General features: G+C 71.0%; 15 protein-coding genes. 10 read left to right on the forward strand and 5 right to left on the reverse strand.

From position 1 onward, the window contains the following. Both DW297_RS12480 and DW297_RS12485 read right to left on the reverse strand, forming a co-directional pair. The coding region (locus DW297_RS12480; RefSeq protein WP_136032865.1) for a YcnI family copper-binding membrane protein at positions 1 to 641 on the reverse strand (641 nt) is incomplete at its 3' end. An 83-nt stretch (positions 642 to 724) separates the two neighbouring features. Then, a complete protein-coding gene (locus DW297_RS12485) occupies positions 725 to 1309 on the reverse strand; it encodes a hypothetical protein (RefSeq protein WP_136032867.1) in 585 nt (194 codons plus the stop codon). 65 nt (positions 1310 to 1374) lie between these two features. Between DW297_RS12485 and DW297_RS12490 the strand changes: the two genes are divergently transcribed. Next, complete coding sequence (locus tag DW297_RS12490) at positions 1375 to 2688, forward strand: M50 family metallopeptidase (protein WP_136032868.1); 1314 nt, start codon at positions 1375 to 1377, stop codon at positions 2686 to 2688. Between the two features lie 21 nt (positions 2689 to 2709). Here DW297_RS12490 and DW297_RS12495 read toward each other — a convergent pair whose 3' ends face one another. Beyond that, positions 2710 to 4593 carry a chorismate-binding protein gene (locus tag DW297_RS12495; RefSeq protein ID WP_136032870.1) on the reverse strand — a complete coding sequence of 628 codons (1884 nt, stop codon included), beginning with the start codon at positions 4591 to 4593 and terminating at the stop codon, positions 2710 to 2712. A gap of 215 nt (positions 4594 to 4808) precedes the next feature. Between DW297_RS12495 and ispG the strand changes: the two genes are divergently transcribed. Beyond that, on the forward strand, positions 4809 to 5960 hold the full coding sequence (gene ispG, locus DW297_RS12500) for a flavodoxin-dependent (E)-4-hydroxy-3-methylbut-2-enyl-diphosphate synthase (RefSeq protein ID WP_205812722.1): 1152 nt from the start codon (positions 4809 to 4811) through the stop codon (positions 5958 to 5960). A 50-nt stretch (positions 5961 to 6010) separates the two neighbouring features. Then, the gene (locus DW297_RS12505; RefSeq protein WP_136032872.1) at positions 6011 to 6877 is read left to right on the forward strand and encodes a hypothetical protein; all 867 of its coding nucleotides are present in this window, start codon (positions 6011 to 6013) and stop codon (positions 6875 to 6877) included. Here DW297_RS12505 and DW297_RS12510 read toward each other — a convergent pair. Next, a complete protein-coding gene (locus tag DW297_RS12510) occupies positions 6846 to 8303 on the reverse strand; it encodes an RNB domain-containing ribonuclease (protein WP_136032873.1) in 1458 nt (485 codons plus the stop codon). The genes DW297_RS12505 and DW297_RS12510 overlap by 32 nt on opposite strands. Positions 8304 to 8408: 105 nt before the next feature. Between DW297_RS12510 and DW297_RS12515 the strand changes: the two genes are divergently transcribed. From DW297_RS12515 to DW297_RS12525, 3 genes are all read left to right on the forward strand, one after another. Next, on the forward strand, positions 8409 to 9464 hold the full coding sequence (locus DW297_RS12515) for a zinc-dependent alcohol dehydrogenase family protein (RefSeq protein ID WP_136032876.1): 1056 nt from the start codon (positions 8409 to 8411) through the stop codon (positions 9462 to 9464). A 131-nt stretch (positions 9465 to 9595) separates the two neighbouring features. Continuing rightward, a complete protein-coding gene (locus DW297_RS12520; RefSeq protein WP_136032878.1) occupies positions 9596 to 10366 on the forward strand; it encodes an isocitrate lyase/PEP mutase family protein in 771 nt (256 codons plus the stop codon). 40 nt (positions 10367 to 10406) lie between these two features. Next, positions 10407 to 12164, forward strand: coding sequence for a proline--tRNA ligase (locus DW297_RS12525; protein WP_136032880.1), 1758 nt, complete (start codon positions 10407 to 10409; stop codon positions 12162 to 12164). Positions 12165 to 12182: 18 nt separating this feature from the next. Here DW297_RS12525 and DW297_RS12530 read toward each other — a convergent pair whose 3' ends face one another. After that, positions 12183 to 12683, reverse strand: coding sequence for a pyridoxamine 5'-phosphate oxidase family protein (locus DW297_RS12530; RefSeq protein WP_136032881.1), 501 nt, complete (start codon positions 12681 to 12683; stop codon positions 12183 to 12185). A gap of 140 nt (positions 12684 to 12823) precedes the next feature. Here DW297_RS12530 and DW297_RS12535 point away from each other — a divergent pair, with 140 nt between their 5' ends. The 4 genes from DW297_RS12535 to DW297_RS12550 form a co-directional block, all read left to right on the forward strand. Further along, on the forward strand, positions 12824 to 13864 hold the full coding sequence (locus tag DW297_RS12535; protein ID WP_136032883.1) for an LOG family protein: 1041 nt from the start codon (positions 12824 to 12826) through the stop codon (positions 13862 to 13864). 106 nt (positions 13865 to 13970) lie between these two features. After that, a complete protein-coding gene (nusA, locus tag DW297_RS12540; RefSeq protein WP_136032885.1) occupies positions 13971 to 14954 on the forward strand; it encodes a transcription termination factor NusA in 984 nt (327 codons plus the stop codon). Positions 14955 to 15030: 76 nt separating this feature from the next. Continuing rightward, positions 15031 to 15270 (forward strand): YlxR family protein, encoded by a 240-nt coding sequence (locus DW297_RS12545; RefSeq protein WP_240744613.1) that lies wholly within the window; start codon positions 15031 to 15033, stop codon positions 15268 to 15270. A gap of 94 nt (positions 15271 to 15364) precedes the next feature. Then, positions 15365 to 15680: translation initiation factor IF-2 N-terminal domain-containing protein (locus tag DW297_RS12550; RefSeq protein ID WP_205828293.1), on the forward strand; the 316-nt coding region annotated here is incomplete at its 3' end.

Here is a 15680-nt window from a genome sequence, read left to right on the forward strand (position 1 = left end):
AGGAGCCCGCCCGTGCCGAGGGCGATGCCGAGCGGGTCGGCGGCCGTGGCGGCCGCGTCGGCGTCCGCGGTGTCCGCCTCCCCGTCGCCGTGGGCGCCATGCATCGACGCCTCCGCATCCGTGACCGTGACGACGGGAGCGGGGGCATCGAGCGCGTGCGGGTCCTCACCCTCCTCGGCGAGCTGCGTCCATTCGGTCGCACCGTCGACGCACTGCTGCACCACCGGGAAGGCGAGCGTCTCGGGCGTCTTCTCGTCGAGCCCGACCGACATGCTGACCGCGCCGCGGAGGTCGGTCGGCACCGGCGTGAGCGCGGTGTACGTGACGGCGCTCACGAGGCCGTCGTCACCGCGCTCGACCTGGATGGTCCAGTCGCCGTCCAGGGTCGGGGCGACGGAGGTGAGGCCGTCCGGCATGGTGATGCGCAGTGCCGTGGTCGGCGAGGTGCCGCAGCCGTGGGCGAACGAGAACGTGAGCACGCCGTGGTCGCCGGCGGCGAGCTCATCCGGGCTGACGGACACGTGGGCTCCCGCCATGAGCGGAACCGCGAGGGCGAGGGCGACCCCGCCGAGCGCGCCGGTCGTGGCGACGAGGGCCCGGCGGGAGCGCGGACGACGAGGGGACGTGGTGGTACGGGACATGATTCTCCAGAAAAGGTGTGCGGGCGCGCCGGAGGGCGCGCAAAGGGTGGCCGAGGGTTCGGCCGTGATTCTCGGGCGGCGGGTCAGCCGCGTGCGCACACCGGGGGGCCGCGCCGGGAGACGGCGGCGGCCACGGCACGGTCGAGGGGAGCGAAGCGCAGCGGACGCAGCGGGGTCGGGCGGCGATGGCCGGAGAAGCCCGTCGGCGACGCGCGACGCACGAGAGCGCGGAACCAGTCGGCGACGGCCCGCAGGAGGCGTTCGGCGTGCCACACCAGCAAAGTGGTCAGCACGGCGGCGCCGGCGTGCGCGAGGAGCATCGTCGCGTCGACGGGCGCGACGGAGACGGTGCCGCTCAACGCTGCCAGGTCGAAGTGATGGACGTGCGGGCCGATCGCGCCGTCGACGTCCGCGGTGGGGGAGCCGAGCAGCTGGAACACCAGGTGGAACACGGCTTGAGACACGAGCACGGCGACCGCGACGCGCCAGCGCGACCGACGGAGCCCGAGGAGGGCGGCGGTCGGTGCCAGGAACAGCACCGTGACCGCGAGGATCAGCAGCGGGTGGGGTGCCGCGCCGCCTCCGATGGTGTGGGACACCGCGGCGATGAGGGTCGCGGTGGCGGACACGGCGGCGGCGCGCAGGAGTCGCAGCTGCCGGGTGGTCACCATCCCAGCCTAGCCAAGCGGCGCGGGCGGGGCGGATTCCTAGCTGCGGGCAGTACCGTGGGCGGGTGGAAATCCTGCTCTATGTGGGCGGCATCCTGTTCATGCTGATCGGCCTCGGCCTCTCGATCGGTCTGCACGAGGTCGGCCATCTCGTCCCCGCGAAGCTCTTCGGCGTGCGCGTCGGCCAGTACATGATCGGCTTCGGCCCGCGGCTGTGGTCGAAGCGGATCGGCGAGACCGAGTACGGCTTCAAGCTGCTCCCGCTCGGGGGGTTCATCTCGATGTCCGGCATGTATCCGTCGTCGAAGGGGGAGCGTCCGGCATCCGGGGCGTTCCGCACGCTCATCCAGGACGCCCGCTCGGCCAACGACGAGACGATCGCCGAGGGCGCGGAGGACCGGGTCTTCTACAAGCTGCCGGTGTGGAAGCGCGTGATCGTGATGCTCGGCGGTCCGCTGATGAACCTGGTCCTGGCCGTGGTGATCTTCACGGTGCTCGTGTGCGGCATCGGCGTGCAGCAGGGGACGACGACCATCTCCGCGGTGAACGAGTGCGTGGTGCCCGCGTCGTCGACCGCCACCGAGTGCGCCCCGGACGACCCGGATTCCCCCGCGGCGGAGGCGGGGGTGCGACCCGGTGACGTGCTGGTGTCGATCGACGGTCAGCCCGTGTCGACCTTCGAGCAGGCGACGACGATCGTCCAGGCCTCGCCCGGCGAGACGCTCGAGCTGGTGGTGCGCCGCGACGGGGCCGAGCAGACGCTGAGCCTCACGCCCATCGCGGCGGAGCGCACCATCACCGACGCGAGCGGGCGGCCCGTGCTCGACGATCAGGGCGACCCGGTCGTGCGCGAGGTCGGGTACGCGGGGATGATCTCGCAGATGGGCTTCGTGCAACAGCCGCTGAGCGCCGGACCGGAGATGGCCGCCGAGAACGTCGCGAGGGTGGCGTCGCTCATCGTCACACTGCCCGTGCGGTTGTGGGATGTGGGTGTGTCCCTGGTCACCGGGGGTGAACGCGACCCGAACGGCCCGTTGAGCGTCGTCGGCGTCGGGCGCCTGGCCGGCGAGGTCGCGGCGACCGATGCCCCGATCCTCAACCGGTTCGCCGTCCTCCTGGGGCTGTTGGGGTCGCTCAACGTGGCGCTGTTCGTGTTCAACCTGATCCCGCTGCTGCCGCTCGACGGCGGTCACATCGTGGTCGCGCTGTGGGAGGGGATCAAGCGGGCATGGGCGAAGCTCTTCCGGCGCCCGCCGCCCGCACCCGTGGACGCCACCCGGCTGGTGCCGCTGACGGTGGTGGTGGCCGTCCTGCTGATCGGGATGGGCGCGCTGCTCCTCGTCGCCGACCTGTTCAACCCCGTCAAGCTGCTCGGCTGACCGGCCCGCCACCGGCGCCGGTCACGCGAGGGCGTACGACACCAGGCGTTCGAGCGTGCGGATGCCGTCGCGCGACAGGATCGACTCCAGGTGTCCCTGCACGGACGCGAAGCGCGGGCCGCGGAGTGCGAACACGTCGCCGGAGCCCGGGTCGGCGGAGACCTCCGCATCCCCGATCCGCGTGGCACCGGGTGTCACACGCGCGGTGAAGGTGTTGTAGAACCCGATCGAGGCGTCCTCGCCGAACACGGGCACCGACTTCTGCAGTCCCTGATGCGGGGCGGCCAGCGGGACCAGCGCTGCGCCCTGACGGTCCGCGAGGATCTGGTGGCTCAGGCACACGGCGAGCAGGGGGGCCTCGGCGTCGAGCCGTCGCTCCACGACCGCGCGCATCCGGGCGATCCGCGCGCTGCCGGTATCGCGGGGGTCGCCGGGGCCGGGGCCCGCGACGACGAGGTCGGCCGCGGCCACTGCGTCGTCGGTCACGGCATCCCAGGCGGAGATCGTCACGTCCAGGCCGAGGTGACGCAGCTGGTGGGCGAGCATCGTGGTGAAGCGATCCTCGGCATCGACCACGAGGGCGGAGCGCCCCGTGAACGGGCCGGTGAACTCCTCGCCCTGCGGGTTCAGCCAGAACTCGGCGAGGCGGGCGTTGCGGGAGGACAGCAGCGCGGCGATCTCCGGGTCGTCGGCGAGGGAGCGGCGTGCACCGGGGGCATCGGCGTCGCTGCGAGCCTCGGCCGCACGGTCGCGGTCGATCGCCCCGATGGCGCCGAGCACGCCCGCCGCCTTGCCGTGGGTCTCGGACACCTCGCCGTGCGGGTCGGAGTGGCGCACGAGGGTCGCGCCGACGGGGACGCTGAGCTCGCCGTCGGCGAGATACACGGTCCGGATGAGGATCGGGGCGTCGAGGTCGTGCCCGCCGTCGGCGTTCGGGGTGAACAGCGCTGCGACGCCCGAGTAGTAGCCGCGGGGCTTCTTCTCGTGGCGACGGATCACCGCGCACGCGTTCTGCATCGGTGAGCCCGTGACCGTGGGAGCGAACATCGTCTCGCGGAGGATGTCGCGCGGATCCATGCCGCTGCGTCCGCGGAGCATGTACTCCGTGTGGGTGAGGCGGGACATCTCCTTGAGGTGCGGGCCGGTGATGCGCCCGCCGTCGGCGCAGACGGCGCTCATCATCTTGAGCTCCTCGTCCACCACCATGAACAGCTCCTCGGTCTCCTTGGTGGAGGCGAGGAAGTCGGCGAGGGTCCCCTTGGTCGAGCCCCCGGCCGGGTGCCGGAAGGTGCCGGAGATGGGGTTCATGGTGACGACGCCCTCACGCGCGACGACGTGCGCCTCCGGGCTCGCGCCGACCGCGATCCGCCCCGGGGTGACCACCGCGAACGTCCAGTACGCCCCGCGCTCATGCGCGAGCAGGGCACGGAACCACGTGAGGGCGGCCGTGCGGTCGTCGGTGTCGATGCTGGCGGTGTAGTCGCGGCGGATCACGAAGTTCGCGCCCTCGCCGCGTCCGATCTCGTCGGAGATGACCGTCTCGACGATGGCCGCGTACTCCTCGTCAGCGATGTCGAAGCCGCCGTCGTGCAGGGGGACCGACGAGGTCGGCAGCGCATCGAGCACCGCAGGCGTCGGCAGGTGCAGGTGCTCGTCCACCACGATGCAGCGCAGGGGAGCGCCGTCGTCCTGCGCGACGAAGCCGCGCTCGCGCACCTGGCGGTAGGGCACCAGCGCGAACACCTCACGCGGGACGCCGTCCGCGGTGAGCGGGATGTCGGCGAGCAGGTCGACGTCGACGACCTCGCCCGTGAGCAGCTCGACGGAGTCGGCGCCGTCGCGCGCGATGAGCACGAAGGATGCGGCCGGATCGGCGCTGAGCTCGGCGAGTCGTGAGAGGGTCATCGATGTCTCCTGTGCAGGGCTCCGGCTCGGCGCAACGAAAAGACCGCCCCGGAGGCGGTCTGGATTCGTGGGAACGCGAACACCGCCTAGGAGGCGGGCCACCAGGTGAGGTTCGCGAGCATGGGGCGAAACTACCACACGCGGCACCCGCGACCCGGGCGGATGACGGGCCGCGCATCCAGCCCGCGCGCATCCGGGCGGCGTAGGCTGAGGGGGTGCCAGCTGTGAACCTTGGGATGCCTCGCATCCCCGAAGTCCTCGCCCCGCGCCGCAAGTCCCGCCAGATCAAGGTCGGCAAGGTGCTCGTGGGCGGCGACGCCCCCGTCAGCGTGCAGTCGATGACGACCACCAAGACGACCGACATCAACGGGACCCTGCAGCAGATCGCCGAGCTCACCGCCTCCGGGTGCGAGATCGTGCGCGTCGCCGTGCCGTCCCAGGACGACGCCGACGTGCTGCACATCATCGCGAAGAAGAGCCAGATCCCGGTGATCGCCGACATCCACTTCCAGCCGAAGTACGTGTTCCAGGCGATCGATGCGGGCTGCGCGGCCGTGCGGGTGAACCCGGGCAACATCCGGAAGTTCGACGATCAGGTGGGCGCGATCGCCAAGGCGGCGCAGGACGCGGGTGTCTCGCTGCGGATCGGCGTGAACGCCGGGTCCCTCGACCGCCGCCTGCTGGAGAAGTACGGCAAGGCCACGCCCGAGGCGCTCGTCGAGAGCGCGGTCTGGGAGGCGTCCCTGTTCGAGGAGCACGACTTCCACGATTTCAAGATCTCCGTCAAGCACAACGACCCGGTCGTCATGGTCAAGGCGTACCGCCTCCTGGCCGAGCGGGGCGACTGGCCCCTGCACCTCGGCGTGACCGAGGCCGGGCCGGCGTTCCAGGGCACGATCAAGAGCGCGACGGCCTTCGGCATCCTGCTCGGTGAGGGCATCGGCGACACCATCCGCGTGTCGCTGTCGGCGCCGCCCGCCGAAGAGGTGAAGGTCGGCCACCAGATCCTGCAGTCGCTGAACCTGCGGGAGCGCAAGCTCGAGATCGTGTCGTGCCCGTCGTGCGGTCGCGCACAGGTCGACGTGTACACGCTCGCGGAAGACGTGACCGAGGGTCTCAAGGACATGACGGTGCCGCTGCGTGTCGCCGTCATGGGCTGCGTCGTGAACGGTCCCGGTGAGGCCCGCGAGGCCGACCTGGGCGTCGCCTCCGGCAACGGCAAGGGACAGATCTTCGTGAAGGGCGAGGTCATCAAGACCGTGCCCGAAGAGGACATCGTCGCGACGCTGATCGAGGAGGCGAACCGCATCGCCGCCGAGATGGGCCCGGACGCACCGCTCGGCACCGCGCAGGTCGTCACGGCCTGACCGTCGTCCGCACCCCGATCGCCATCCCCGCCGTACCGCACAGGAGAAGCATGTCCTCGCCCACCGTCGTGACCTTCGCCACCGGCTCCACGAGTGGAGAGGGCGTCGTCACCCACGTCGAGAGGGCGCCGGAGGGCGTGGTGGTCGTGGTGGACGAGACCCCGTTCCACCCCGTCGACCACACCTGGCCCGACCAGCCGGGTGATGCCGGGACCCTCACGGTCGACGGCTCCTCCGTGGCCGTGGCAGAGGCCGTCATGGCGGCCGTGTCCGACGACGGCACGTTCGCGGTGGGTGCCGACATCCCTGTCAAGCGCGGGGCGGAAGGGTGGACCTGGCTGGTCGGCCACCGCCTCACGGGCGACGCCCCGGCGGCCCTGGTGCCCGGGGTCGCCGCGCGGCTGGACGTCGATGCAGACCGTCGCGCTGGCCTGAGCCGCGGGCACACCGCCTGTCATCTCGCGTCCCTCGCCCTCGACCTCGCGGTCGCCGACCTGTGGCGCAAGGACCCGGGCGCCGACGCCCTCGGCACCCCCGATTTCGAGGGGCGCGCCAACCAGACGAGCCGCATCCACGCGGATGGCGCCGTCGACGAGTACCGCCTGGGCAAGAGCCTGCGCCGCGCCGGCTTCGACACCGAGACCTTCGCGTCGACCCTCGCCGACCGCGAACAGCGGATCAACGCACAGCTCGAGGCGTGGGTCGAGTCCGCCGCCGCGAGCCGCGTCGAGACCGAGGGTCCGACGATCGTGGACCGTCGCCGCTGGCACTGCGAGCTGCCGGAGGGCGAGGCCGTGATCCTGTGCGGGGGCACCCACGCGCGCTCGCTCGACGAGTTCGTCGCGATCCGGGTGGCGTTGGACCTGTCGGATCCTCAGCTGCTCGTCATGACGACGACCGCGACTCCCGCGGCCTGAACTCTTCGGCGACGCCCGCGAACTCCACCTCGCCCTTCGCGATGTCCGCGCGCGCCACGCGCACGCGGAGGCGATCGCCCGGCTTCACGCCGACGGGAGCGGGGGCGCTCGCCGTGACCGCGGGCTCGGCGATCTGGATGGTCACGCGCTCGCCGCGATCCTCGACGACGGTGGCGTCGAGCTCGGTGCCGACCAGCGGGGTCAGCAGCGCCGCCTCCACGGCGTTGACGGTCCCGGACGCCAGCCGGGAGGCGCGCTGACCGGACTCCTGCATCAGGCCTGGCAGATCGGCGAGCGAGTCACGCACCCATGCCGGTACGGGTGCGCCGCTCGAGACCGCCAGGCAGATCGCCAGCGACCACCGGTCGACGAGTCGCCGCAGGGGCGCGGTCGCATGCGCGTAGGGGGCGGCGATGGCGGCCTGGACGGCGTCGTCCGGAGCCGTGCCGTCGAACACCCGATAGCCCGCGCCGCGGAACAGTGACGACGCGGCTTCGAGCACGGGCAGCGTCAGCGGGTCGTCCCTGTCCAGACCGCGCAGGAACTCGCCATAGGTGCCGTCGGTCCACGGGCGACCGAGGGCGATCGTCTGCAGGCGGAACGTCTCGAAGGCGGCATCGTCGGGCTCCGGCATCGTGCGCAGGATGCCGACGCCCGCACCCAGCATCAGCTGCGCTGCCGCCATCCCCGTCATGATCGACAGCTGAGCGTTCGCCTCCTCGATCGGGAGGGGACGGCGACGCACGATCGCGTAGCTGCCGTCCTCCGCGCGCACGACCTCCTCGTCGGGAAGGTTGAGGCTGGCCCCGCCACGCTTCCGCTCCCGCTCGAGCCGAAGGGCGCCGATCTCCGGGAGGAGCGCCGCTGGTCCACCCTCGCCGCGATCGAGGGCGGCCTGCGTCGTCGCGTAGTCGAGCTGGGCGCGGGAGCGGATGAGCGCCCGTTCGAGCCGGAAGTCGCCGACCTCCCCGGTCTCGTCCAGCGCGAAGGTCCACACCAGCGCGGGGCGGTCGGCGTCGGCGAGGAGGGAGGCGCGGTCCTCGCTGAGCACGGGAGGGTGCAGCGGGATCGTGCCGTCCGCCGCGTACAGGGTCTGTCCGCGCCGACGCGCTTCCGCATCGACCGCCCCGCCGGGCTCGACGAAACCGGGGACGTCCGCGATCGCGTAGCGCACGGTGTACCCCGACGAGGTCTTCTCCAGGTGGAAGGCCTGATCGAGGTCGCGCGAGCCCGCCGGGTCGAGCGTCGCGAAGGGGATGTCGCGTAGGTCGAGCTCGGGTGTGGATCCGCTGGCGCGCTCGGCCTCGGCGAGCACGTCGGGCGGGAACGAGGTGGGGGCGTCGAGCGCTTCGCGGAGGTCGGCGAGCGCGGCGGCGAGCTCGGTCTGGGCGGCGGAGGGAGCGACATGGGACCGGCGCTGAGGCATAGCTCCCACCCTAGGCCGAGAAGACCCGATCTCCGGAGGCGTTCTGTCGGTGGTGGCGCGTAACATTTCACCGACGACGTCAGGGTGACGCCGGAAGGGACAGCCATGAAAGCACTCGTCTACCACGGAGCCGGAGAGAAGCGATGGGAGGAGGTTCCGGATCCGACCATCCTGGCGCCGACCGACGCGATCGTCCGCATCGAGGCCACGACCATCTGCGGCACCGACCTGCACATCCTCAAGGGCGATGTCCCGGCCGTGACCGAGGGGCGCATCCTCGGTCACGAGGGTGTCGGGGTGATCACCGAGGTCGGAGGAGCCGTGACCGATCTCGCCGTGGGGGACCGCGTGATCATCTCGTGCATCACCTCGTGCGGGAAGTGCGACTTCTGCACCGCCGGGCTGGCATCGCACTGCCGAGCCGAGGAGGGGGCGTCGGGGATCGGCTGGATCCTCGGGCACCTGATCGACGGCACGCAGGCGGAGCTGGTGCGGATCCCGTTCGCCGAGACCTCGCTGCACCGGCTTCCGGATGGCGTCTCCGCCGAGACGGCGGTCGTGCTCAGCGACATCCTTCCCACGGGCCACGAGATCGGGGTGCAGTACGGCGGCGTGAAGGCGGGCGACGTGGTCGCCGTCGTCGGCACCGGGCCGGTGGGCCTCGCGGCGATCATGACCGCGCAGCTCTACGGGCCGAGCAAGATCATCGCGATCGACCTCGACGCGAACCGTGTCGAGCAGTCCAGACTCTTCGGGGCCACGCACGGCGTGGTCGCCGGCGCCGAGGACTGGCGCGATCAGGTGCTCGCCCTGACCGACGGGCTCGGCGTCGACGTCGCGATCGAAGCCGTGGGTGTTCCGGCGACCTGGGGCATGGCGCTGGACATCGTGCGCCCCGGCGGGCACGTCGCCAACGTCGGAGTCCACGGCGCACCCGTCGACTTCCCGATCGATCGCCTGTGGATCCAGAACCTCACCATCACGACGGGCCTGGTGAACGCCGACACGGCGCGCATGCTCACCCGGCTCGTCGCCGAGGGTCGGATCGACCCGGCGGTGTTCGTCAGTCACCGCTTCGCGCTGGACGCCATCGAACAGGCGTACGACACGTTCGCGCGGGCCGCGGAGACGAAGGCGCTGAAGGTGGTGCTCACCGCCTGAACGCACAGGGGACAGAGGGTCGGCATGGGGGGATGCCGACCCTCAGCATCCGTCGGCGCCCCGCGACCGGGCCGAGACATCGTCCCCACCGCTGCGGCCCTCGCGTCCGTGCCGGGCGTTAGCGTGGGGACATGACCACTGCTGCGAAGGCTCAGACCCTTGTCGGACTCTATGACGCGCCGGAGATCCTCCGCGTGGTGAACGTGTGGGACGTCGTGTCGGCGCGCGCGGTCGCCGCTCTGCCCGAGACGAAGGCGATCGCGACCGCCGGACACGGCATCGCCGCGACCTTCGGCTACGACGACGGCTCCACCCCGCGCGAGCTGATGATCGACATGGTGGGACGCATCGCCGCCGCCGTGCAGGTCCCGGTCACCGCCGACCTCGACGACGGCTACGGCGACGCGGGGGAGACCACGCGGCTCGCGATCGCCGCCGGTGTCGTCGGGGCGAACGTCGAAGACCGGCTGAAGCCGCTCGACGAGTCGGTGGCCGCGGTCGAGGCGATCGTGAAGGCGGCCGAGGCGGAGGGCGTGCCGTTCGCGCTCAACGCCCGCACCGACGCGTTCGTGCGCGCGGGGCACCGTCCCGTCCAGGAGAGCGTCGCCGATGCGATCCAGCGCGGCCGCGCTTTCCTCGACGCGGGAGCGACGGCCGTGTTCGTGCCCGGGATCCTCGACGCGAACGTGACGCGGCAGCTCGTCGAGGGCATCGGCGAGCGCAAGGTGAGCGTCATCGGCATCCCCGGTGCGCTCGCCGCCTCGGAGTACGAGAAGCTCGGCGTCGCCCGCATCTCGTACGGTCCGCTGCCGCAGCGGGTCGCGCTCACGGCGCTCCAGGAGCTGGCCGAGAGCCTGTACGCGGGCGGCGTCGTCCCGCAGGGCCTGCCCGCCCTGAACTGACGCGGCGGGACGGGGGACCACGGCTCACTACACTTGAGCCGTGGTCACTCGTCTCTCGAACTTCTTCCTCCGTACACTCCGTGAAGACCCTGCCGGTGCAGAGGTCGCCAGTCACAAGCTGCTGATCCGCGCCGGCTACATCCGACCGCAGGCCGCGGGCATCTTCGCGTGGCTGCCGCTCGGGCTGCGGGTGAAGGCCAAGATCGAGACGGTCATCCGCGAGGAGATGGCCGCCGCGGGTGCCCAGGAGGTGCACTTCCCGGCGCTGATGCCGCGGGAGGCTTACGAGGCGACGGGTCGCTGGGAGGAATACGGCGATCTGCTGTTCCGCCTCCAGGACCGCAAGGGGGGCGACTACCTGCTCGCCCCGACGCACGAGGAGGCCTTCACCCTGCTCGTGAAGGACCTGTACTCGTCGTACAAGGACCTGCCGCTGACGATCTACCAGATCCAGGACAAGTACCGCGACGAGGCGCGGCCCCGCGCCGGCCTGCTCCGCGGCCGCGAGTTCACGATGAAGGACGCCTACTCGTTCGACGCCTCGGACGAGGGGTTGGACGTGAGCTACCAGTCTCAGCGCGACGCCTACGAGCGGATCTTCCAGCGCCTGGGACTCGAGTACGTGATCGTGCAGGCGGATGCGGGCGCGATGGGCGGCTCGCGCAGTGAGGAGTTCCTCCACCCCACCCCCGTCGGCGAGGACACGTTCGTGCGCAGCGCCGGTGGTTACGCGGCGAACGTGGAAGCGTTCACGACCGAGGTGCCTGCGCCCGTGCCGTTCGACGCCGACGCGACTCCGGTGATCTTCGACTCGCCCGACACCCCCACCATCGAGACGCTCGTCTCGCACTGCAACCGTGAGCTGGAGGGCGAGTACACGGCGGCGGACACGCTCAAGAACGTCGTGCTCGCGCTGACGCACCTCGACGGCACCCGCGAACTCGTCATCGTGGGCATCCCTGGCGACCGCGAGGTGGACGAGAAGCGCGCCGAGGTCGCCTTCGCTCCCGCCGAGGTCGAGACCGCGACCGCGGACGACTTCGAGAACAACCCTCTGCTCGTCAAGGGCTACATCGGTCCGTGGTCACCCACGGGCGCGGTGCTGGGGGAGGAGTCCGCCACCGGCATCCGGTACCTCGTCGACCCGCGGGTGAGCGAGGGCACCAGCTGGATCACCGGGGCGAACATCGACCAGAAGCACGCCCACTCCGTCGTGATGGGCCGCGACTTCGCCGCCGACGGCATCGTCGAGATCGCGAACGTGCGCGCGGGTGACCCCGCGCCCGACGGCTCCGGTCCGGTCGAGCTCGCGCGCGGCATGGAGATCGGCCACGTCTTCCAGCTCGGTCGCAAGTACGCCGAGGCGCTGGGACTGAAGGTGTTGAACGAGAACGGCAAGCTCGTGACGGTGACGATGGGCTCGTACGGCATCGGTGTCACGCGCATCCTCGCGATCATCGCCGAGCTGAACAACGACGACAAGGGACTGATCTGGCCCGCGTCCGTCTCCCCGTTCGACGTCCAGGTGGTGGCGGCGGGCCGCGACCAGGTGGCCTTCGACGTCGCGGAGGAGATCTCGCAGCGGCTGGAGAGCGCGGGACTCGATGTCCTGTACGACGACCGTCCGAAGGTCTCGCCCGGCGTCAAGTTCGGCGACGCCGAGCTCGTCGGTGTGCCGCGCATCCTGATCGTGGGTCGCGGTGCCGCCGAAGGACAGGTCGAGCTGTGGGATCGGCGCAGCGGCGAGCGTGACGCGCTGTCCATCGAGGAGGCGGTCGCGCGACTCACGTCGCGCTGACCTCGGTGACCGCGCGGCTCAGCAGGTGATGCGGCCGTGATCCATGGTGTCGTCCGGGGTGTCGTGGGTCACGAGGGCTTTCAGCGCCCCGGCGGCCATCGCGATCTTCCCCTTGGCGGGTTCCCAGAACTCGGTGACCCGCGGGGTGACCCGCAGGAGGGCGATGCCCGGCGTCTCCAGGCCGTCGGCGAACCAGATGTCGAGTGACGGCGAGTAGAGCTCTTCCATCTTGGCGCGGTCGTGCACGACCTCCGCGGTTCCGGCGACGGAGACGTAGCGCATGCCCTTGGAGTCGCAGTACGCGAGCCCCACGTCGTGGTTGCGGCGTGCCTCATCGACCTTCTCGGTGTCCTCCGCGGTGAAGAACCAGATGTCTCCCGCATCGTCCATCTGCCGGGTGGACATCGGGCGGCTCACGAGGTGGCCGTCCTCGTCGACGGTGGTGAGCATCGTGATGTCGATGTCCTCCACGAGCTCGGAGACGCGGGCGAGGGCTTCAGGTCCGGTGATCTCGGTCATGGAGCCAGGATGCCCCCGCCCGGTCGCCGCCGCAGGGGCGTTGACAGGGGCGGACGAGCGTGCTGACGCCGCGCGTGGTGCTCCGCCGCGCGGACGGCGTTGCGGGGCCCGATCGCGTGCGAGCATGACACGCTGGTGACATGGCCGAACAGTCCCTTCCTCCCGCGCTCACGTCCGAGATCAACGCCGTGCTGGACGAGGCGGGCGTGCACGCGGATCGGCGCCTGGTGATGCGGATGCTCCGGACCGCGCTGCAGCTGGGGGAGGACGGCACGGATCGCCTCGACCTCAAGATCGCCTCGGCGGCGCTGGCCGAGATGCGCGACGCCTTCCGTCTGTTCGCACCGTTCCGCGGTGTACCGAAGGTGACGGTGTTCGGCTCCGCCCGCACGCGCCAGGACGATCCGCTGTACGTGCAGGCGCGGGACGTGGCCGCCGCGCTCGCCCGCGATGGCTGGATGGTGGTCACGGGCGCCGGCCCCGGGATCATGCAAGCCGCGGCGGAGGGAGCGGGCCCCGCGCTGTCGCTCGGTGTCTCGATCCGGCTGCCCTTCGAGGAGAGGGCCAACGCGGTCGTCGCAGGTCAGGACCAGGTGGTCGCGATGAAGTACTTCTTCACGCGCAAGCTGATGCTGATCAAGGAGTCGAGCGGGTTCCTCTGCCTTCCCGGCGGGTTCGGGACGCTGGACGAGATGTTCGAGCTCCTCACGCTCCAGCAGACGGGTAAGGCGGAGCCGACGCCCATCGTCCTGCTCGACGAGAAGGGCGGGTCGTTCTGGGAGGGGATGCGTCGCTTCGTCGACGAGCACCTCGCGCCGATGGGTGTGATCTCGGAGGGCGACTTCGATCGGGTCGTGATCACCGATTCGGTGGAGGCGGCGAGGGCGGAGATCACGGGCTTCTGGCGCAACTACGATTCGCTGCGCTGGGTGGGGGACGCGCTGGTGCTGCGGCTGCGCGCGGAACCGACCGAGGCCGAGGTGGCGGAACTGAACGAGGCGTTCGGCTCGATGCTGTCGGACGGTCGCATCGAGCGGACGCCACCGCTGCCGCCCGAGGCGGCCGACGACGATCGCCTCGACCTGCCGCGTCTGATGCTGCACCTGGATCAGCGCCAGGTCGGCAACCTGTTCCGCCTCATCGGGGCGATCAACGCGCTGCCGTCCGCCCCGACCGCCTGACCCGCCCCCGCCCCTGCCGCGTGGCCGGGGTCTCCGACGCACGGTATCGTTGTACGGATGTCGCGCGTGCGATCAGGCGCGACGAGAGCTGAATAGGGAGGCCGTCATGGACATCGAACTGAGTCTGCTGCGAGGGATCGAGAAGGAGAAGGCGATCCCGTTCGACGAGCTCGTCGCGATCATCGAGCAGGCGATCCTGACCGCGTACTCCAAGCACGTGTCGCCCGAGGGGGCCGCACCCGAGGGCGTCCGCGTCGAGCTCGACCGTACGACCGGGCACGTCGCCGTGCTGCAGGTCGTCCGCGACGAGGAGGGCGCGGTCATCGGCGAGGAGGACGCGACCCCCGACGACTTCGGGCGCATCGCCGCCTTCGCCGCCAAGCAGGTCATCAGCCAGCGCCTCCGGGACATCGCCGACGACGCCGTGCTGGGCGAGTTCAAGGGGCGTGAGGGCGACATCGTCGCCGGCGTCATCCAGCAGGGGCCCAACCCGCGGATGATCCACGTCGACCTCGGCTCGGTCGAGGCGATCCTCCCGCCGGAGGAGCAGGTGCCCGGCGAGGAGTACACGCACGGCTCGCGTCTGCGCGTGTACGTCACGAGCGTCGCCAAGGGGCTCAAGGGGCCGCAGATCACCGTGTCGCGCACCCACCCCGGCCTCGTCCGCAAGCTGTTCGCGCTCGAGGTGCCGGAGATCGCAGCCGGACTGGTCGAGATCGTCTCGCTCGCGCGGGAGGCCGGTCACCGTACGAAGATCGCCGTGCGCGCGAACGACCCGTCGATCAACGCGAAGGGCGCGTGCATCGGCGAGCTCGGGCGCCGCGTACGCGCCGTCACGGAGGAGCTGTCCGGCGAGAAGATCGACATCGTCGACCACGACCCCGACCTCGCGACCTTCGTCGCCCATGCGCTGTCACCGGCGAAGGTCACGAGCTCGTTCGTGCTCGACGCCTCCACCAAGGCGGTCAGGGCGCTCGTGCCGGACTACCAGTTGTCCCTCGCGATCGGCAAGGAGGGGCAGAACGCCCGCCTCGCCGCCAAGCTGACCGGCGCGAAGATCGACATCCAGCCGGACAGCGTCCTCGACTGATCGGACTCCGCGGCCCGCCACGCCCCGGGGCGGGCGAACGCGGACGGAACGCAGGTGTAAGATGGATCCCGTACGAATGTGCGTCGGTTGTCGCACGCGTGCTCCCCGCTCCGCCCTGCTCAGGGTGGTGAGCCAGAACAACACCCTCGTCCTCGATGAGCGTGCTGTCCTGCCGGGACGAGGCGCGTGGGTGCATCCGACACAGGAATGCATGGATGCCGCCCTGCGGCGCCGTGCTTTCGGACGTGCACTCCGTGTGTCCGCCACTCTGGACACGCAGACCATCGAACAGCATCCGCTGAGAACCAAAGGCTGAACGGCTATGGAAACAAAGTGAACGGCTCGAAATGAGACCCGTCCGCGACTAATGGTCTGCCCTGTCTGGGCAGACCGACCCAGACAGGAGAATTGTGGCTGGTAAACCACGCGTACATGAGATCGCCGCTGAACTCGGCGTCGACAGCAAGGTCGCCCTCGCGAAGCTCAAGGAGCTCGGCGAGTTCGTGAAGAGCCCGTCGTCGACGGTCGAGCCGCCGGTGGCGCGCAAGCTGCGCGCCGCGATCGAGGCCGACCCGTCGCTCAAGGCGTCCGGCGAGCCCGCGGCGGCCAAGCCCGGGCCCAAGCCCGCGGCGAAGAGCTCGGCACCGACCCCCGGCCCGAAGCCGGGACCCAAGCCCGGACCCGCGGCCCCCGCCGCTCCGGCACCCGCCGAGGCTCCCGCCGCCG

Source organism: Microbacterium sp. PF5, from assembly GCF_004794315.1.
Lineage (GTDB): Bacteria > Actinomycetota > Actinomycetes > Actinomycetales > Microbacteriaceae > Microbacterium > Microbacterium sufflavum.